Raw genomic sequence first — 18,983 nt, 5'->3', positions numbered from 1 at the left:
TCCCCTCCGCATCGAGCGCCTTTGCATTGGCCGCCAACTGTTGCGAGACTACAACCCGCGACTGCGTGCCTCATGTCACAAGGCATGGCAGGATAGGCGCCAGCGCTCGCCCAGTTGCCTCCGGGAGCCCCCGGCAGCGATCGGACGCCGTTGCGAGCCCGAGTACCACCGCACCGATAGCACTGGAGGAGCTTCGTGGAAGACAGCATGATTTCCAGAATCCCACTTTTCGAGGGCATGAACCAGGAGGAGCAGGAAGAACTGCGGGCCATGATGGCGCAGACCACCCTGCGCCGCGGTGAGACCCTCTTCAACGAGGGCGACCCCGGTGACCGGCTCTACATCCTGCTCAGCGGGAAGATCAAGCTCGGCCACGCCTCGATGGACGGGCGCGAGAACCTCCTGGCCGTCCTCGGCCCCGGCGAGGTCGTCGGCGAGCTCACCCTGTTCGACCCGGGCCCCCGCTCCACCACGGCCACCGCCGTCGCCCCCACCGAGCTCCTGGCCCTGGAGCACAACCAGCTCATGAGCTTCATCGAGACCCACCCGGCCCTGGCCAAGGACATGCTGCGAGCGCTCGCCCAGCGCCTGCGCCGCACGAACGTCGCCCTGGCGGACCTCGTGTTCTCCGACGTGCCCGGGCGCGTGGCCAAGGCCCTCCTCGACCTCGCCGACCGCTTCGGCTCGACCACCGACGACGGCGTGCACGTCCCGCACGACCTCACCCAGGAGGAGCTCGCCCAGCTGGTCGGCGCCTCCCGCGAGACCGTCAACAAGTCGTTGGCCGAGTTCGTCTCGCGCGGCTGGATCCGCCTGGAGGGCCGGGCCGTCACGCTGCTCGACGTCGATCGCCTGCGCCGCCGCGCCCGCTGAGGCCCGGTCGACCGGGCCCGCGCATTCGCGCGCACCAACCACGACGAACGGCCGAGGGGCCGGCTCTCCGCGAGCCGGCCCCTCGGCCGCGATCCCGCCCCGGAGCCGGCGCGCGCCCGGTGTCTCGGGCGCCGACTCCGCTGGCGCTCCCGGGCGCCGAGGCGGCTCAGGCTCGGGGGCGCTTCATGTAGGCGACCAGGTTCTCCGAGCCGGTGGGGCCGGGGATGACCTGCACGAGCTCCCAGCCGTCGGCGCCCCACTGGTCGAGGATCGCCTTGGTGGCGTGGGTGAGCAGGGGGACGGTGGCGTATTCCCAAGTAGTCATGCCGCCAAGCCTACGAGCCGGCGGGACGTCCGGGAAGCGGCGGCCGACGGGGCGCTCAGCGCACTCGCACCAGGATCCTGGGGGCGCGGCGGGCGTGGATCTCAGCGACGAGCTCGTCATCCTCCCGGCGCAGCCACTCGCCCCAGTCCTCGACCTCGGGGAAGCGCCGCAGCAGGGCGCGCCTCTCACGCTCGGTCAGACCGCCCCACACCCCGAAGGACGACTCGGAGTCGAGGGCCTCAGCCAGGCACTCCATCCTCACGGGGCAGGTGAAGCACAGGGTCCGCGCGTCTCGCTGCTCCGCGCCCTTGCCGAAGAGCTGGTCAGGCTCCACATCCGCGCAGGCCGCGCGCGCCGCCCAGGTCTGGTCGATCATCCTCATCCCATCTCCAGCGGTCAGGTCCAGCATCGTTGTCAGACCCGTCACACACTCCGACGGTAAGGCAGTCGGGCCCATTCCACCAAATCCTCTCCGACCCGCGCCGTCATGCAGACCCGGCTGGACAATGGCCGATAGCCGCCTGGGCGCGGCCTGGGGAGGGTGCGCCGTCGCGGAGCCGGTCATCCAGCGCTCGGGCAGGAGCCGGACCGCCGGGTGCGACCCCCGCCACCCACCGCTGCATCGCGCCCGCCGAGCACGTAGTCTGGGGGCATGTCGAAGACCTCTGCGCGCACCCTCGACTCACAGCAGCTCCTGTCTGCGCTCCTCGCCTTCATCGTCATGTCCACCGTCGGCGGCCTGCTCGCCGCGGGCTTCGCCGTGCCCTTCGTGGGGGCGGCGAGCGTGCTCTCGAAGGCATCACTGGAGTTCTTCGAGGACCTGCCCGATGACTTCAAGGTGCTCGAGCCGAGCCAGGTCTCGGTCCTGCGAGCCTCCGACGGCACGGAGATCGCCCAGTTCTACGCGGAGAACAGGATCGTCGTGCCGCTGAGGGACATCAGCAAGAACGTGCAGAACGCCGTGATCGCCGTCGAGGACCAGCGCTTCTACCAGCACGAGGGCGTCGACCCCACCGGAATGCTGCGCGCGCTGGCCTCCAACGCCGCGGGCGCCGATCGCCAGGGCGCCTCCACCCTCACCCAGCAGTACGTGCGCAACATCCTGGTGGAGGCCGGCATCCGCAGCGGCGACCCCGTGAAGATCCGCGCGGCCACCGAGCCCACGACGGCGCGCAAGCTCCGGGAGATCAAGTACGCCCTGACCCTGGAGAAGACCCTGCCCGACGCCAAGAACCAGATCCTGGAGGGGTACCTCAACATCGCCGCCTTCAGCCCCTCCACCTATGGGGTGGAGGCCAGCGCGCAGCACTACTTCAGCCATTCGGCCAAGGAGATGAGCATCCCTGAGGCGGCGCTGCTGGCCGGCCTGACCAACGCGCCGGGCGCCTACGACCCGGTGGCCTACCCCGATCTGGCCAAGGACCGCATGAACTGGGTGCTCCAGAAGATGCTGGACAACGAGTTCATCGACCAGGCCCAGTACGACCAGGCAGTGGCGACCCAGGTCGGCGACATCCTGCACGTGACCAACCATGTCGGCGGCTGCGCCTCGGCGGGGTCCGCGGCCTACTTCTGCGACTACGTCGTCGGCGAGATCCAGAACTCCGAGCTCTTCGGCAAGACGGCCACCGAGCGCAACCAGCTCCTGCTGCGCGGGGGCCTGCAGATCACCACCACCCTGGATCTGAAGAAGCAGAAGGCCGCGGACGACACGATCGCCAACTACGTCCCCGTCGGCGACCCCTCGAACGTCAAGGGCGCAATCGCCGCCGTCGAGCCCGGGACGGGCAAGATCCAGGCGATGGCGCAGAACACCACCTACGGCACGGACAGCAACGACCCCTCGGTCACCCAGATCTCCTTCTCCGCCGACTACAAGCACGGCGGCATCGAGAACAACGGCTTCCAGCCGGGATCCTCGTTCAAGCCCTTCGTGCTCGCCCAGTGGTACCAGATGGGCAGATCCGGGTACGAGACGATGAACACCGACCCCACCACCTTCCCCGCCGCCAACTGGAACATCTCCTGCAGCGATGACACCTTCGTGGAGCAGTGGAAGGTCGGCAACGCCAACCCGGGCGAGGGGGGCACGCACTCGGTGGTGCAGTCCACGGCGATGTCGATCAACGTCGCCTACGCCAAGATGATCCAGCAGATGGACATCTGCGCTGTGACGGGCCTGGCCGCCAAGATGGGCATGACCAAGTCCGATGGCAACCCCTTCGACCCTAGGCCCTCGATCACCCTGGGCACCATGAACGTCCCCCCGCTCAACATGGCCAACGCCTACGCGACCTTCGCGGCGCACGGCGTCTACTGCAAGCCGATCGCCATCAACAAGGTGACCGACCACAGCGGCACCGAGATGGCCGTGCCGAGCGCGGACTGCTCGCAGGTGATGGACCAGACCGCCGCGGACAGGGTCGCCCTGACCCTCACGCACGTCCTCGGGGGGCAGGGGACCGCGAAGAACTACGGCCTGGCGGGGCGGCCGGCCGCGGGCAAGACAGGCACCACGGAGGAGATGGACAACGCCTGGTTCGTGGGCTTCACCCCGCAGCTGTCCTCCGCCGTGTGGATGGGTCACTCCGAGGGCACCAAGCCGATGAACGGCCAGTACATCGGCGGGCGCTACTACGCCACCATGTACGGCTCGGACGCTCCCGCGCCCATGTGGAAGCAGTTCATGGACGCCTCGCTGTCGGGCACGGGCGCGGCGCCCTTCACCCAGGTCAGCCTGGGTGCGGGTCAGCCCGCGCAGCCCTCGGGCGGCAACGCCAAGCAGGCGTCCGGCCTGGGCCCCGGCCTCTCGGGAGACGCCGGGGCCCAGGCGAGCAGCCAGGCGGCGCCCGCGGATGAGCCCGGGACGACCGCGCAGGTCGGCGCCGCTCTCCCCGCCGGGCGGGTCCCGGGCTCCGCGCCCACGGCGGCCAGCCGCGAGGAGCTCACGACCAGCTTGAGCCCCTCGGGCGCCAGAGGCGCCGTGGCGACCGGCCCGGCCGGCGGCAACGGCTGACCACTGGCGAGCACTCACGACCCCGGATCCCTTGGACATGACGACTGCTATGACCGCGCTCCCGCACCCGTCCTCCTCCCGCTCACGGCGCCGCGGCGCCGCCCGCGCCCTGGGCTCCCTCGCCGCTCTTGGCGCCGGCGCCCTAGGCTACGCGCTCCTCGAGGCGCGCCTGCCGGTGCTGCGGCGCTTCTCCGCGCCCGTCCTGGCCGACGGCGAGGAGCCGATCACGATCCTCCACCTGGCCGATCTGCACCTGACCGACCGCACGGAGGCGCGCGTCGCCTGGGTGCGGGGCCTGGCCGCCGAGCGCCCCGACGTCGTCATCTCCACGGGTGACCACCTGTCCTTCGCCTCGGGCCTGGAGCCGCTCCAACGGGCGCTGGAGCCCTTCGTGGGGCTGCCAGGGGCCTTCGTCCTGGGGGATCACGACTACTACTCCTCCGTGTTCAAGCTGCCGACCCGCTATCTGCGCCGCGACCCGCGGACGGCGGACGCCGCGGGCGCGCGCGAGCAGCTCGTGGAGCTGCCCTGGCGGGAGGTCATCGCGCTGCAAGCCTCCGGCGGCTGGGCGGACCTGACGAACGCGCGGGGGGCCCTCACGGTGCGCGGGCGGCGAGTGGACCTGGTCGGCGTCGATGATCCTCACGCCGAGCGGGACTCCTACCCCGTCCCGGACGACGGCTCCGACGGCGCGGCCTCAGCCGCGCTCCTCCCGCCGATCCTCGACCGCTCGGGGCGGGCGCTGCGCCTGGGGCTCGCCCACGCCCCCTACCAGCGAGTGCTGGACGCGATGACGGATGATGGCGTCGCCCTCGCCCTGGCGGGCCACACCCATGGCGGCCAGCTCTGCCTACCCGGTTTCGGCGCGCTCGTGACGAACTGCGACCTGGACCGGCGCAGGGTCACGCAGCGCCTGTCGCAGTGGCCGGGGCGCATCGGGGATCCGAGCGCAGCGGGAGACATGTACCTGCATGTCAGCGCAGGGCTGGGCACGAGCCCCTACACGCCCGTGCGCGTGGCCTGCCGCCCGGAGGCGACGTTGCTCACCCTCGTCCCGGCGCGCTGAGGACCGCGCGGGCGGATCGGGCGGACGAGCCCGCCGAGTCCTCGGTGGCGCGCCTAGGCGCGCCAGCGGGCGAAGCCGCCCTCGGAGTTGATGACCTGACCGGTGATCCAGCGGGCGTCATCGGACAGCAGCCAGGTGATGAGGCGCACGGCGTCGTCGGGCGCCCCGAAGCGGCCGAAGGGGAACATGCGGCCGACGGACTCCAGGGCCTCGGCGGCCAGCTACCCGGTATCGACCGGGCCGGGGTTGACGGTGTTGACGCGGATACCGTGATCGGCGAGCTCGTCGGCGATGGTCAGCGTGATGCCGGCGATAGCGGCCTTGGCCGCGCCGTAGGCGATCTCACCGGGCAAGGGCCCCTGCGCCTGGCCTGAGGTCAGGAAGACGATGGCGCGGGCGGGATCGGAGGACGGGGCGGCGGGCTCCTCCTCCGCTCCCCCGGCCCGCCCCCCGACGACGGCGCGGGCGAAGGCCTGGGCGAGAAGGATCGAGGCGCGGGCGTTGACGGCCCAGTGCCGGTCGAGGACGTCCTCGGTGATGTCGAGCAGGAGGGAGTCGAGCTCGCTCATGGCCTGGTTGCACACGAGAGCGGCCAACGGGTGGCCGACGTCGGCGGCGGCCTCGGCCGCGGCGGCGAGGCACGCGATGGCGTGGCCGATGCCGGCGCGGCGGCTGACCCCGGTGATGAGGACCGTTCGGCTCGCGAGCGGTAGGGGATCAGGAGAGAGGTCCGCGCTGGTCATGGGGCCAGTCAACCGCGCCGCGCAGGCGCGGGCACGGGGAGGGCGCCCCCGACGGCGCCCTCCCCGTGATGGACGACACCGGAGGGGCGGCCGATGATGATTTCCCTCGACGCGGGAGGCCCGGCTATAGTTGCCGCTGCACACACACGGGGTGTGGCGCAGTTTGGTAGCGCGCTTCGTTCGGGACGAAGAGGTCGTGGGTTCAAATCCCGCCACCCCGACCATCAACCTCATACTCACCCCCGCGCCACGGCCCCCATGGCGCGGGTTTTGGCAGCCTCGGGGCGCGTGAGGCGCCTTCTGGGCGGGTTGGGGCCAGTCTTGGCGTAGTGAGGCTGGCTGAGGGTCCACGAGGTCGGGCGCCAGGTTTAAGCCCCTTCGTCACCCCCTGCCGGTGGAGTCAACGAGGTTTCCGGGCCGGGGTTCAGGACATCATGGGGCATGAGGCTGATCGCTGCCTTGAGGGAGTTCTCGATCCTGCGGCATGAGCTCCTTCGGCTGGCGATCGGTGGCTGGACCCGCTCCCGCACGAACGCGTCCGCGGCACCGGGCATGACCTCAGGACCATCGAGGACGCCGAGGCGGGCCTTCCCCCAGACCACCACAACCAGATATAAGAGCTTCCGCCACCCCAGGGCTTGACACTCTAAGATTGCGGGGTGAACAGTGTTCTACTGGACGCGGGGGAGCCTGAGCCGCCCCTCCCGCCCAACCGAGAGCTGCGGCATCGCACTCCTTCTCAGGAGGTGCGGCGGGCTTTTCTCGACGCCGCTACCGCCTTACTCGAGGAGGAGGGCCTGTCCGCATTGACCATCCGAGCAGTGGCCACGAGGGCGGGTGCGGCACCACAGAGCCTCTACAACCGCTTCGGAGACAAGCAGGGGCTGCTGACTGCAATCGCCGAGGAGCACTTCTCCGATCTGGCCCGCGCCATGGGGGAGATCACGGAGCCGGATCCCCGGGAGAGGCTGCGCTTAGCCGGCACGATCGTCCACGACCTCTTGACCGCCCACCCGCGTTCCTACGACCTCATGTGGGCCGTGCCACCGGGACCGGCCACCCGGGATGCCTTCGCGCACCTGGTTCGCATGGTGGAGTACGGCCAGGCCGCAGGAGCCTTCATCCCTGGTCAGGCCGCCAGTCTGGCGAGTGCCATCTGGGCCTCAATCAACGGAGCCATCACCGTCGAGGTGCGTCAGGCCCGGGCGCAGACGGGATCTGGAGAGGGCGTGAGCGTCATCGACTTTCAGCTGGTGCTCGACATCATCCTGTGCGGAGTATGCACTGGGTGAGCCACGTCAGGGGCCGTCGACAGGTCGCCTCGGGAGGAGCCTGAGGCGAGAAGACGGGCTGCGGAGCCCCTATCTACTAGGGACTCCGCAGCCCGATGATGGAGCCGGTATCAACTGACTCCATGACGGACGGGCTCCTTCATCCGTCCGTCGAGACCGAGGAGTCTCCAGATCACCTCGGCGTCCTGGGGCTGGAGAATCGGCGTCATGGTTCTATTCCTATTTGGAGTGAAGGAGGTAATGCGCTTCGCGGCTCGATGGCAGTGGTCCGCACATTCGCGGCCCGAGGAAGGAGCGCCTGCGCCGTCAGCGCGGCACAAGAGGCGGCGAGAAAGGGCTTTGTTCGCGTCAGTCCTGGTACTGCCTCCCTCGCGGTAGGATGATGAAGGAGAGCGCCGCGCCCACCCACGCGACCACTGCGACGACGATGACGGCATGGTGGAGCGCCCCCATAAAGGCATCCGAGGAGACCTCCTGCAGCGCCTCCCCGAGGGGGGATGGCAACTGCTCGCTGATGGCCATCGCGGCGGAGACGGAGTCCCGCGCCTGGGTGAGGGCCCCTGCGGGCATCTCCTCAGGGAGCGTTGCCGCGTTCATCGCGGAGCCGAACCGGTCGGCGACCACTGAGCCCAGCACCGCGACACCAAGTGTCCCACCGATCTCGCGGGTCGTGTCATTCATCGCTGATGCCGCCCCGACCTGGGCGCCGCGAACGACGCCCATGATGGCACTGGTCGCAGGGGCTTGTACGAGGGCGAGGCCCGCGGCCATGACGACCATGGCCGGGACGATGATGCCCCAGTAGGACGAGTCTGCCCTCAGGATGATGACCCGCGCGAAGCCGAGGCCCATGATCGTCAGTCCGGTACCAACCACCCAGCCAGGGCCGAAGCGACGGGCGAGCAGGGAGGACAACGGCGACACCCCGGCCATGACCACTGCGAAGGGTAGCGTCGCGACTCCGGCCAGGAGCGCCGAGTATCCGCGCACAGCCTGGAAATACTGGGTAATGACGAAGGTGAAGCCGAACAGCCCGAAGAAGGCCGCGGAGATAGCGATGGCGCCTGCGGAGAACTCTCGGCGAAGGAAGAGCCTGACGTCGATGAGAGGGTGGCGCCAGTGAAGTTCCCATCCAACGAGAAGGGCAAGGGCCAGGAGGCCCGCGACGAATGCGCCGCCCACCTCCAGGGAGGTCCAACCGCGCTGAGGACCCTCGATGATGGCCCACACGATGGCACCGACGCCGGCGGCGGACAGGGCCACGCCGATGGTGTCGAATCCTCCGCCGTCCTTCGCGCGATTCTCGCCGACGAAGGCGAGGACGGCGCCTACGGCCGCGACGGCGAGCGGCACGTTGATCCAGAAGATGGACTGCCAGGAGAAGTGCTCCAGGAGGATGCCGCCGATGATGGGGCCGAGCGCGATACCAACCCCGGAGGTCGCCGCCCATAGGGCCACTGCCATGTTCTTGCGGAGTGAACCGGCGAAGGTCGTCACGATGAGGGACAGCGTCGCCGGGTAGATGAAGGCGGCGCTCATGCCCAGCAGGACACGGCACAGGATGACAGCGCCTAGGCCAGCGCTCAGCGCGGTGGCCGCGCTCACGACACCGAAACCCACCAGGCCCGCAACCAGGACAGCGCGGCGTCCGAGACGGTCCCCCAGGTGCCCGACGGGTAGCAGGAGGCAGGCGAAGGCAAGGGTGTAAGCGTCGACGATCCACTGCAACTGGGTCGTCGACGCGCCCATCTCCCGGGAAAAGGTCGGGATGGCGACATTGACGATGGTGTTGTCCATGACGACGAGCAACTCGGCCAGGCATAGGGCCGCCAGCGCCGCCGCAAGCACCCCAGCGCGGAGGGCGGTGGGCGCTGTCGCAGGTTTGTCACATTCATGGGACGGAGAGGAGGAGCCACCGCTCACCTCCGTCGATGGCGTGGCGCGACAGCCATCTCCGGTCTCCGCAGGCGTAACCAGCACTGAGGTCATGAACTGCCTCCCTGTGGATCATTGTTGTATACAAATAGGACGATGTTCTACTCTCATGCCCGACACCTCGCAAGGGGGGCGCCACCCGAACTCGCCCCACCCACAGAGAGGCCCTGACCGATGCGACGCTCGGAAACCGAGCTATGACGCCGACGGCGAGATCAGCAATCGCCACTTCTGTGATTCTTGACACAATCTACTTAGTGACGGCGGCCGGATGCCCTCCGTCACGATGAGCGCGGTAGCGGCGCGCTTCGGCGTTGCTCCGATCTCACCATCGTGATCTTGAGCCTCGATCCACGGCGCCTTCCATATGCAGACGCTGACAACGGCCGTGACACCGCCCCATCCGCCCGCGTCAGCCGCACGGGCTACGTGAGCGCGCCCGTTACCGTCGAGCGTGACACCGCGGCATGGTGAGGCACCGAGACGATCGACAGCATGAGCCCCTCGCCCACCGCCCAGCGGCAGGTCAGGCGCATTCCTCCGGGAACGATCGCACGGCAGTGACCGTCACCCCAGGCCGTCACGACAACATGGCGGAAGTCGATGATGCTCCCGGTGACCGATGTGGTGGCCTTCGACACGGCCTCCTTGACGCTGAGAAGTGCCACGAGACCGACATCACCAGGAAGCACCTCGTCGCTCAGCATGATGGCAGTCTCAGCGCCGAGCCTCGAGCACATCTCCGCATCGATTCCCACACCGGCCCACTGGTCTCGACGCCCTACGGCCGCTGCGCACAGTCCCGGGCAGTGAGTGATCGACCCGACGACGCCATACGGTCCTAGACGCAGACAATGCCCTCCGGGCATAGGTCGGTGAACAGGTCGGCCATCCCCGTCACGCTCCCATAAGAACCATCGTCAGCCCATCCGCCCGCATCACGACGCCCATCTCGGCGATAACGGCGTGGGTCCCGTGGTACGGGACACGGTCAACAAGCAGACACCGCGCCGGGGCATGCGCCATGCATGCCGTGTCGAGACCGCGCGACCATGGGAGTGGTTCATACAGTAACGGGTGCCGGGGTCTTCATACGTTCACCTTCGACGCCAGGCTTCATGATCCAGGACACTCAACCGACAGGTTCGTCCGGGGCGCCGTGGATCTGCTTCCACGGAAGGATGATGGCCATGCCAGCAGTTGGGAATCCCGATCAGCCAGGGGAGCCGCAGCGGGCTCCTCCAGGGACAACACCGCCATCCAGGCGCTCAAGCTCAACCTCTCGCAGGCGCGAGCTGACGCGAGTCCCGCCCCTGAAAGGGCGCGACGACCTCGTAGTCGTTCATGTGCCACAGGGCGACGGCGACGGCATGACCGCCCGGGTCGATGAGCAGCCCGCCGCCCTGCTTGAACTTTTCGGTGAAGACGCCCAGATCGGCACACCTCAGCGGCGCGCCACATGGGCCTTGCCGGCCTCGGCGCGCTCGATGTCGAAGTCGCGGAAGGCGACGTTCTCAGCGAGGCGCTTGTGCTGGACGAGGCCGACCAGGTGCTTCTGGGCGCCGATGAAGCCGAGGCCGACGATGCCGATGCGAAGTTGGTCGCTCATGCGCTGAGCTCCTGCGTTCTTCCGGGAACCGACCGTCGTGGTCGGCTCGGCGAGCAGCAGGCCGATCGGGCCGCCGCCAACCTGCTGCACCTGCGTGACCGCAAGGACACCGCGCGCATGGGCGAGCACTCGTTCCTCGCAGTGGTCACCGGAGGGGCGGCCGCTTACCGGCTGCCGGATGGGGTTCTCGTGCTGCCGCTGGCCTGCCTACGGCCATGAACGCCCTGGTCGCGCCACGCCCCGGGGACCTAAGCGCGCCCCGATAGCCCTCGCGAGGCGGCCGAGGAGGTGAGCGGCGCCGTGAGATCGCCCGGGCGAAGCGGCTCCCGCGGTCTCGGGAGCGGGGCCGCTACGGCGCGCCACCGGGCGAGGGCTAGCCTTGCCTTGGAAGGAGCCCGATGACCACGAGGAGCAGCGCCCGCGCCGCGACGCCGGAAGCCACCCGGCCAGCCGATGCCCGCGCCCGCCGGGAGATCGCCGGGAGGGCGATGGAGCGCGTGCTCGCCGTCGTGCTGATGCTCGCCTTCGCCATCTGGACCCTGCTGGTGGTCTCGGGCCGCACGGCTCATCTCGACACGGCCTTCACACGGACCTCCCCCCTGCTCCCCCGCTCGGCGGGGGCCCAGATCGCCGAGGCCTACGCGCTCCTCACCCATCCCGCCCTCATCACGGCGGCCATCGTCAGCCTCGCGCTGTGGTCCTTCAAGGAGCGGATGCGCCGCCTCGCCCTGACCCTCCTCATGGCCGCGGCCGGGATCCCGGTCCACTGGCTCATCTCCACAGCGCTGGGCGTCAGGCAGCCCCACTCGCATCTGCTCGACTCCCTGTCCGTCGTGGGCGGCGCGTACCCGAACGCCCAGGTAGCGGCCGTCACCATCGCCTCCTCGATGCTGCTCGTGCTCACACGCGCCCACCGGCGGCCCACCTCGGACATGGCGGTGTGGTGGCTGGCGGGCATCGCCGCCATCATCGCCTCCTGCTACGGCCAGTGGGCGATGGGCCTGGCGAGCGCCTCCGACCAGATCGGGGGGATCCTGTGGGGGGCGGCAGTCACCAATACGAGCCTCGCCCTGGGAGGCGTCAACACGATCCTGTCCTCCTGGGCGCGCCTGGGCCTGCCCGCGCGCAGCGTCGGCAAGCGGGCCGCCGTCGTCTACAACCCCACGAAGTTCTTCGACCTGTCCCTCCTGCGCCGCCGCGTCGAGGCCGAGGTCCTGAGCGCCGGCTGGCTGCCCACCCAGTGGCTGGAGACGACGCCGGACGACCCCGGCCGCTCCATGGCGCGCCAGGCCCTCGAGCACGGGGTGGACCTCGTGCTCGTGGCGGGCGGGGACGGGACGGTGCGGGCGGTGGCCGGGGAGCTGGCAGGCACCGGGATGCCGATGGCGCTCATCCCGTCGGGCACCGGCAACCTGCTCGCCCGCAACCTCTGCGTCCCCCTGGACACCGACGCCGCCCTGCGCCTGGCCCTGTCGGGCAGCCCCACCGCCATCGACCTCGTGCGCGCCACATGGGATGACGGCGAGGAGATCTTCGCCGTCATGGCGGGCCTGGGCCTGGACGCCCAGATCATGGCCGACACGAAGGACGAGCTCAAGAGGGTCATCCGCGCCGGGGCCTACGCCGTCGCCGCCGTGCAGCACGCCAGCCCGCGGCCCTTCCGCGCCAGCGTCGCCCTGGACGGCGCCGCCGCCGAGGAGCACGACATGGTCATGGCGCTGCTGGGCAACGTCGGCACGATCACCGGCGGCATGACGATCTTCCCGCGCGCCACCCCCACCGACGGCCGGGTGGACCTCCTGCTGGCCCGCCCGGATCGCGTCGTCGACTGGGCGCGCATGGGCGCGATGATCCTCGCGGGCCGGGTCCCGTCGGGGCTCACGCTCGCGCAGGCGTCGTGCGTGTCGATCCGCACCGATGAGCCCGTGCCCTTCGAGGTCGACGGCGATATCGCCGGCACCACCCGCGCCCTCGATATCGAGGTCCTCCCCGGGGCGCTCGGCGTCATCGCCCCGCCTCGCCGCTGACCCGGAGGACCATTCCGCCGCGGCTCCGGGCGCTGGATAGACTCGAGCCCATGACCTCTTCACGATCCCTGCGCTCCGGCCTCACGGTCGCCCTGGGCCGCGCGGCCCGCGTCGCCGCCCGCCTGCGCGGTGGCGGCAGCGGCGGGACGGCCTTCCCCGGGCTCGTCATGGAGAAGGCCGATCCCGGCTTCCTCGCCCGCGCGCTCGGCCAGCTGCCCATGGGCGTCGTCGTCGTGACCGGGACCAACGGCAAGACGACGACGACGAAGATGGTCGTCCAGCTTCTCGCCGAGCAGGGGCTGAGGGTCGTCACGAACCGCACCGGCTCGAACTTCGTGCGCGGGGTGCTCGCCTCCCTCCTCCACGACGTCGACGCCGTCGGCCGCCTGCGCGCCGATGTGGCCGTGCTCGAGCTCGACGAGGCCCACGCCGTCCGCTTCGTCCAGCTCGTCAAGCCGCGCGCCTGCCTGCTGCTCAATGTCATGCGCGACCAGCTCGACCGCTTCGGGGAGATCGACTACACCGCCTCCCTGCTGCGCAAGGTGGCCCTGGCCACCACGGGCGCCGTCGTCACCAACGCCGACGACCCGCGCCTGGGCGCGCCCGCCTTCACCGAGGGCCTGGCCGCCCCCGTGACCGCCTTCGGCGCGGGCCCCGAGCTGCGCTCCCTGTTCCTGTCCGACGATGAGCTGCGCACCGGGAGCGCCGACGCCACCGCCACCCGCCATATGAGCCCCCGCGTGGTCCTGGAGTCGCTGCGCGGCCAGGACGCCACCATCCTCGTGGACGGGGCCGCCCACGAGACGCGCTTCGCGATCCCCGGCATCCACAACCAGCTCAACGCCTGCGCCGCCCTGGCCGTGGCCCTCGAGACCCTGGGGGATCGCGCCGACGCCGCCCTGCCGGGCCTGCTGGGCACGCTCGGCCGGGTGCGGGCCGCCTTCGGCCGCGGTGAGGTCCTGGGCCTCGACGGCCGGGAGGTCCAGCTCTCCCTGGTGAAGAACCCGGCGGGATTCCGCATGGGCCTGCTCACCGCCGCCACGGCGCCCGGGCCCGAGTCGGTGATGGTGGCGGTCAACGATGAGTACGCGGACGGCCGGGACATGTCCTGGTTGTGGGACGTGGACTTCTCCGGCCTGCGGGGCGAGGGCGTGGCCGTGGTCACGGGCACGCGCGCCTGGGACATGGCCCTGCGACTGCGCTACGACGAGGTGGATGTGGGGACCGTGGAGCCGGACCTGGGCCGGGCCCTGGAAGCCCTGCGGGCCGACTCGCGCCGCACCGGCCGGCCCATGCGCGTCTTCACCACCTACACGGCGATGCTCGCGCTGCGCTCCCGCCTGGGGGAGCTGACCGAGGTCGAGGAGGTCATGAGATGAGCGCACAGCTCTACGAGCACTCCCGGGAGGCGGGCGGCGCGAGCGCCGGCGCCCTGCGCGTCCTGCAACTCTACCCGAGGGACATGAACATCTACGGGGACTGGGGCAACACCCTCGTGCTGGCCCGCAGGGCCCAGTGGCGCGGCTACGACGTCGAGGTCCTCTCCTACGACCCCGGCGACGAGCTGCCCGACGGCGTCCACCTCGTGGTGGGCGGCGGCGGCCAGGACTCCGGCCAGGAGCGCATCACCGCGGATCTCCAGGCGCGGGCCGCCGAGCTGCGCGCCTGGGCGACCGACGGGGTGCCCATGCTCGTCATCTGCGGCCTCTACCAGCTCTTCGGCCACCGCTTCGTGACCGCTCAGGGCAGCGAGATCCCCGGCATCTCCGTGTTCGACGCCGAGACCGTCGCCGGTCATGGGCGCCTGATCGGCAATATCACCACCACCAGTGAGATCTTCGGCGGCATCGTCGGCTACGAGAACCACTCCGGCCTCACCACCCTGGCCCTCGGCCAGGCGCCCTTCGGCCGAGTGCGCTCGGGCGATGGCAACAACGGCCAGGACGGCACCGAGGGGGCGCTGGCCCACCACGTCATCGGCACCTACCTGCACGGCTCGCTGCTGCCGAAGAACCCCGCCGTGGCCGACTGGCTCCTGGAGCGGGCCGCGAAGGCCGCTGGCCTGGAGTGGGTCGGCGACGCCGTGGCGCACCCCGGTCTCGACGGCGCCTGGGCGGAGCGGGCCCGCGCGGTGGCGATGTCCCGCCCACGCTGAGCCCTCAGCACGGCGCCCGTGAGGCCCCCCCGATCATCGAGGGGCACTAATATGGCTGTTCACCAGCAGGTTTGCCACTAACATGCATCCCTCTCTACAGTTATTAGGAACGCCTTACCACACCCTGACCTCCCCGGAGGACCCGTGCATCTCACCCGCCGCAGCGCCATCGTCTCCCTCACAGCCATCTCCGCCGGCGCCCTGGCCGCCTGCGCCACCGATAAGAAGAAGGAGGGCGGCCCTGCCTCGGGGAAGTCCCTGAGCATCGTGGCCACCACCGGCTACCTGGGCGACGCCGCCAGGAACATCGCCCCCAACGCCACCGTCACCGTGCTCGTCGGCCCCGGGGGCGACCCCCACACCCAGGAGCTGACCACCAAGGACACCCAGGCCATCGAGAGCGCCGACGTCGTCCTGTGGACCAGCCACGACATGGAGCACAAGATGCTGGACCAGCTCGACGGGCTCGGCGCCAAGCAGGTGCCCGCCGCCGAGTCCATCCCCGAGGACATGCTGCTGCCCTGGGAGGAGGACGACGTCGTCGAGGGCCACGACCCCCACGTGTGGAACTCCCCTGACAACTGGAAGCACGTGGTGACCGCCTGCGCGGGCAAGATCGCCGAGATCGACTCCGCCAACGCCGAGACCTACAAGGCCAACGCCGAGGCCTACAACAAGAAGATCGACGAGGCCAAGGAGGCCGCCAAGAAGCTCTTCGAGGCCATCCCCCAGGAGAACCGGGTCCTGGTCACCGGGCACGACGCCTTCAACTACCTGGGCAAGACCTACGGCATCGAGATCCACGCCACCGACTTCGTCTCCTCCGAGTCCGAGATGAGCGCCGCCGACATCGATGACCTCGCCACCCTCATCGCCGAGAAGAAGGTCAAGGTCATCTTCCAGGACAACCTGAAGAACCCCGAGGCCATCACCCACGTCAAGGAGGCGGTGGCCGCCAAGGGCGGCAGCGTCGAGGTCTCCGACAAGCCCCTGTACGCGGACTCCCTCGGCGAGGCCGCCCCGGTGGACACCTACCTGGGGGTCTTCGCCTACAACGCCGAGACCATCTCCGCCGCCCTGGCCGGCGCGACCGCCTGAGCGCCCGTCCGCGTCCGTGGGCCCTTCGCGGCGGGCCCACGCTGACGAGAGGAACCCCTGTGACGCACGATCCGCACCCTCCCTGCGCCGTCGAGCACCTCTCGGTGGCCTACCACGCCCGCCCAGTCGTCAAGGACGTGAGCCTGACGATCCCCGCCGGCGCCGTCACCGCCGTCCTCGGCCCCAACGGCGCGGGAAAATCCACCCTCCTCAAGGCCTCCATGGGACTCATCCCCTCCCTGGCCGGCACCGTGCGCTTCTTCGGCGAGGAGCTGTCCCAGTGCCGCAGCCGGGTGGCCTACATGCCCCAGACCGCGGAGGTCGACTGGGACTTCCCCACCACGGTGCGCGACGTCGTCACCATGGGCACCTACTCCAGGCTCGGCTGGTGGCGCCGCCCGGGGGCCGCCGAGCGGGCCACGGCGCTTAAGGCCCTGGAGAGGGTCGGCATCCCCGAGCTCGCGGACCGCCAGATCTCCCAGCTCTCCGGCGGTCAGAAGCAGCGCGTCTTCATGGCCCGCACCCTGGCCCAGGAGCCCGACCTCTACCTGCTGGACGAGCCCTTTGCGGGAGTCGACGTCGCCTCCGAGCAGGCCATCATGGGGGTCCTCCGCTCTCTGAGGGACGAGGGGCGCACGATCGTCGTCGTCCATCACGACCTGTCGACGGTGAGGCGCTTCTGCACCCACGCGGTCCTGCTGTCCGACGGCCTGCTCGTGGCCGCGGGGCCCCTCGAGCAGGCCTTCACCACGACCACGCTGCACCGCGCCTACGGGTTGACCGACGAGGCCCTCATGGGCGGGGGGCGAGAGGGATGAGCGCCGCCCTCGCCCTGATCGCGCTGCCGACGGCGCCCTTGGCCGAGGCCGGCGCGCTGCTGCCCGGCGTCATCGGTCCCGGAGCGCTCCTGGCCTCCTACACCTTCCGCATGATGCTGCTGGGAACCTCGATCGTGGGGCTGACCGCGGGGGTGCTCGGCGCGTTCCTGTACCTGCACAAGCAGTCGCTCGTCTCCGACATCATCGGGCACGCCGCCACCCTGGGCGTGGCGGGCTCCTTCATCATCGCCACCGCCGTCCTGGGCATCGGGGGGCGCTCCATGCTCGTGCTGACCATCGGCTCGATCATCGCCTCCACCTGCGCCGTGCTGCTCGCGAACTGGATCGCGGCGCGCTCCCCCGTGGGGCTCGACGCCGCGATGACGATCTGCCTGGCCTTGTTCTACGGCGGCGGGATCGTGCTCATGCGGATCATCGTCCACTCCTCCCTGCCCGAGCGGGGCGGGATCAGCTCCTACATGTTCGGGAACGCCGCCACCCTCACCCGGGCGGACCTGATCACCATCGTGGCCTTCGGCGCGGCCTCGCTCATCGTGGTGGCGGCGTGCTGGAAGGAGCTGGCGCTGCTCACCTTCGACCCCATCGCCTGCCGGGCGATGGGCTTCTCCCCGCGGATCCTCTCCCCGCTGCTTCTGGGCACCGCCACCGTCGCGATCGTCATCGGCATCAAGGCCGTCGGGCTCATCCTCATGGTGGCCTTCGCGATCATGCCGGCGGCTGCCGCGCGCCAGTGGACGCACCACCTGTGGTCGATGGTGGGGCTGTCCGGGTTGATCGGCGGGGCCTCCGGGGCGATCGGGTCGGTGCTCGCGGTCAATCTCGGCCGCGTGCCGACCGGGCCGGTGGTCGTCCTGGTCCTGTCGGTCTTCCTCGTCACCTCCCTGCTGGGCGCGCCGGAGCGCTCGATCCTGCGGCGTCGGGCCCGCCTGCGCGCGCAGCGCCGTGAGTTGCTGTCCCGGATCACCGCCGAGGCCCATCGGGCCGAAGGGCCCGGCCCCGCCGCGCCGGGTCCAGGCACGTCGATCGGCGCTCCAACCGCGGCCCCGCTTAGGGCCCCGCGGCCGGTCGTGAGCGGCCCGATGACGCGAGAAGGGGCGCGCTGATGCCATTCATCGTCTCCGTCGCTGTCCTGGCCGTCACCACGGCTCTCACCTGCGCGCTTCCCGGCACGCTCCTCGTGCTGCGCCGCCAGGCGATGCTCGTGGAGGCCATGTCCCACGCCGTGCTGCCCGGCATCGTCATCGGCGCGATCATCTCCGGCTCCACGCGATCCCCGCTCATGGTGGTGGCGGCCTCCCTCATGGGACTGCTCGTGGTGCTGGGCGCCGAGCGGCTGCGCGCCTCCGGGCTGGTGACCGGGGACGCCGACCAGGGCCTGGTCTTCCCCGCCCTCTTCGCCATCGGCGTGCTGCTGCTGTCCACCACTCTCTCCCAGGTGCACATCAGCGAGGACACCGTCCTCACCGGGGACCTCAACCTCATGGCCCTGACCCCCGAGCACATCCTCGTGGCCGATGGCGGCATCGACCTGGGCCCGCGGATGATGTGGCGCCTGGCTGGCGTCTTCGCGATCACAGCGGCCTATATCGCCCTGTGCTACCCGACTCTCAAGATCTCCACCTTCGACCCCGTGTCGGCCCGGACCCTGGGCCTGCCGGTGCGGCGCACCGACCTGGGCCTGATGACGCTGGTGGCGCTCACCGTCGTCGTCGCCTTCGACGCTGCGGGCGCGATCCTCGTCGTGGCGCTGATGACGATCCCCCCGGCGACCGCCCTGCTCGTATCGCGCTCCCTGTTCGGGGCGATCCTGATGAGCCTGGGGATCGCGGCGGCCTCCGCGCTGCTCGGCTTCTGGGTGGCGCTGCGCTGGGACCTGGCGACCTCGTCGACCATGGCGGTGGTGGACGCGCTGGTGTTCCTGGCCGTGCTGGGGGCCACCGCGCCCAGGCGCGGCCGCGGCCTCGCGGCAAGGGCGGGCGAGCAGGTCCCCGCCCACTCGTAGACT

Annotated in this window: 17 protein-coding genes, 1 tRNA gene and 1 pseudogene; 13 read left to right on the top strand and 6 right to left on the bottom strand. The window is 70.3% G+C overall.

Annotated elements, in window-relative coordinates; genetic code table 11:
* The first annotated feature begins 195 nt into the window (after nt 1-195).
* Nucleotides 196-873 (top strand): Crp/Fnr family transcriptional regulator, encoded by a 678-nt coding sequence (locus ABXS69_RS01370; RefSeq protein WP_366180833.1) that lies wholly within the window; start codon nt 196-198, stop codon nt 871-873.
* 166 nt (nt 874-1,039) lie between these two features.
* Here the strand turns inward: ABXS69_RS01370 and ABXS69_RS01365 are convergent, their stop codons facing one another.
* Nucleotides 1,040-1,198 (bottom strand): DUF4177 domain-containing protein, encoded by a 159-nt coding sequence (locus tag ABXS69_RS01365; RefSeq protein WP_095532457.1) that lies wholly within the window; start codon nt 1,196-1,198, stop codon nt 1,040-1,042.
* Nucleotides 1,199-1,253: 55 nt separating this feature from the next.
* Nucleotides 1,254-1,580 (bottom strand): WhiB family transcriptional regulator, encoded by a 327-nt coding sequence (locus tag ABXS69_RS01360; protein ID WP_366180832.1) that lies wholly within the window; start codon nt 1,578-1,580, stop codon nt 1,254-1,256.
* Between the two features lie 270 nt (nt 1,581-1,850).
* Between ABXS69_RS01360 and ABXS69_RS01355 the strand changes: the two genes are divergently transcribed.
* Both ABXS69_RS01355 and ABXS69_RS01350 read left to right on the top strand, forming a co-directional pair.
* Nucleotides 1,851-4,214: a transglycosylase domain-containing protein gene (locus tag ABXS69_RS01355; RefSeq protein ID WP_366180831.1), complete on the top strand. Its 2,364-nt coding sequence runs from the start codon at nt 1,851-1,853 to the stop codon at nt 4,212-4,214.
* Between the two features lie 49 nt (nt 4,215-4,263).
* Nucleotides 4,264-5,280 (top strand): metallophosphoesterase, encoded by a 1,017-nt coding sequence (locus tag ABXS69_RS01350; protein WP_366181497.1) that lies wholly within the window; start codon nt 4,264-4,266, stop codon nt 5,278-5,280.
* 53 nt (nt 5,281-5,333) lie between these two features.
* Here the strand turns inward: ABXS69_RS01350 and ABXS69_RS01345 are convergent.
* A pseudogene (locus ABXS69_RS01345) lies at nt 5,334-6,023 on the bottom strand (SDR family oxidoreductase).
* A 147-nt stretch (nt 6,024-6,170) separates the two neighbouring features.
* Between ABXS69_RS01345 and ABXS69_RS01340 the strand changes: the two are divergent.
* Both ABXS69_RS01340 and ABXS69_RS01335 read left to right on the top strand, forming a co-directional pair.
* Nucleotides 6,171-6,247: transfer RNA gene (locus tag ABXS69_RS01340), tRNA-Pro, on the top strand.
* A gap of 435 nt (nt 6,248-6,682) precedes the next feature.
* Entirely contained in the window at nt 6,683-7,315 is a 633-nt protein-coding gene (locus tag ABXS69_RS01335) for a TetR/AcrR family transcriptional regulator (RefSeq protein ID WP_366180830.1), read from the top strand.
* Nucleotides 7,316-7,663: 348 nt separating this feature from the next.
* On the opposite strand, the gene ABXS69_RS01330 is transcribed toward ABXS69_RS01335, so the two are convergent.
* The 3 genes from ABXS69_RS01330 to ABXS69_RS01320 form a co-directional block, all read right to left on the bottom strand.
* Nucleotides 7,664-9,304, bottom strand: a complete 1,641-nt coding sequence (locus tag ABXS69_RS01330; RefSeq protein ID WP_366180829.1) for an MFS transporter — start codon at nt 9,302-9,304, stop codon at nt 7,664-7,666.
* 371 nt (nt 9,305-9,675) lie between these two features.
* A complete protein-coding gene (locus tag ABXS69_RS01325; RefSeq protein ID WP_366180828.1) occupies nt 9,676-9,957 on the bottom strand; it encodes a hypothetical protein in 282 nt (93 codons plus the stop codon).
* Between the two features lie 737 nt (nt 9,958-10,694).
* Nucleotides 10,695-10,859, bottom strand: a complete 165-nt coding sequence (locus ABXS69_RS01320; protein WP_366180827.1) for a hypothetical protein — start codon at nt 10,857-10,859, stop codon at nt 10,695-10,697.
* On the opposite strand from ABXS69_RS01320, the gene ABXS69_RS01315 reads away from it, so the two are divergent.
* The 8 genes from ABXS69_RS01315 (at nt 10,848) to ABXS69_RS01280 (ending at nt 18,980) form a co-directional block, all read left to right on the top strand.
* A complete protein-coding gene (locus tag ABXS69_RS01315; RefSeq protein WP_366180826.1) occupies nt 10,848-11,078 on the top strand; it encodes a hypothetical protein in 231 nt (76 codons plus the stop codon). The genes ABXS69_RS01320 and ABXS69_RS01315 overlap by 12 nt on opposite strands.
* Nucleotides 11,079-11,257: 179 nt before the next feature.
* On the top strand, nt 11,258-12,886 hold the full coding sequence (locus tag ABXS69_RS01310; protein ID WP_366180825.1) for a diacylglycerol kinase family protein: 1,629 nt from the start codon (nt 11,258-11,260) through the stop codon (nt 12,884-12,886).
* 50 nt (nt 12,887-12,936) lie between these two features.
* Nucleotides 12,937-14,265 (top strand): MurT ligase domain-containing protein, encoded by a 1,329-nt coding sequence (locus ABXS69_RS01305; protein ID WP_366180824.1) that lies wholly within the window; start codon nt 12,937-12,939, stop codon nt 14,263-14,265.
* The gene (locus ABXS69_RS01300; protein ID WP_366180823.1) at nt 14,262-15,041 is read left to right on the top strand and encodes a glutamine amidotransferase; all 780 of its coding nucleotides are present in this window, start codon (nt 14,262-14,264) and stop codon (nt 15,039-15,041) included. The genes ABXS69_RS01305 and ABXS69_RS01300 overlap by 4 nt, the downstream gene beginning before the upstream one ends.
* Nucleotides 15,042-15,185: 144 nt before the next feature.
* Nucleotides 15,186-16,139, top strand: a complete 954-nt coding sequence (locus ABXS69_RS01295; RefSeq protein ID WP_366180822.1) for a metal ABC transporter substrate-binding protein — start codon at nt 15,186-15,188, stop codon at nt 16,137-16,139.
* Between the two features lie 59 nt (nt 16,140-16,198).
* Nucleotides 16,199-16,957 carry a metal ABC transporter ATP-binding protein gene (locus tag ABXS69_RS01290; protein ID WP_366180821.1) on the top strand — a complete coding sequence of 253 codons (759 nt, stop codon included), beginning with the start codon at nt 16,199-16,201 and terminating at the stop codon, nt 16,955-16,957.
* Complete coding sequence (locus ABXS69_RS01285; RefSeq protein WP_366180820.1) at nt 16,954-18,081, top strand: metal ABC transporter permease; 1,128 nt, start codon at nt 16,954-16,956, stop codon at nt 18,079-18,081. Before ABXS69_RS01290 ends, ABXS69_RS01285 begins: the two co-directional genes overlap by 4 nt.
* Nucleotides 18,081-18,980 (top strand): metal ABC transporter permease, encoded by a 900-nt coding sequence (locus tag ABXS69_RS01280; protein ID WP_366180819.1) that lies wholly within the window; start codon nt 18,081-18,083, stop codon nt 18,978-18,980. Before ABXS69_RS01285 ends, ABXS69_RS01280 begins: the two co-directional genes overlap by 1 nt.
* The last annotated feature ends 3 nt before the right edge of the window (nt 18,981-18,983 follow it).

It is taken from the genome of Actinomyces timonensis (assembly GCF_040702965.1).
Lineage (GTDB): Bacteria > Actinomycetota > Actinomycetes > Actinomycetales > Actinomycetaceae > Actinomyces > Actinomyces timonensis_A.
Note: the sequence above shows the minus strand (reverse complement) of the source record. Positions and strands in the feature narration are given on the sequence as shown.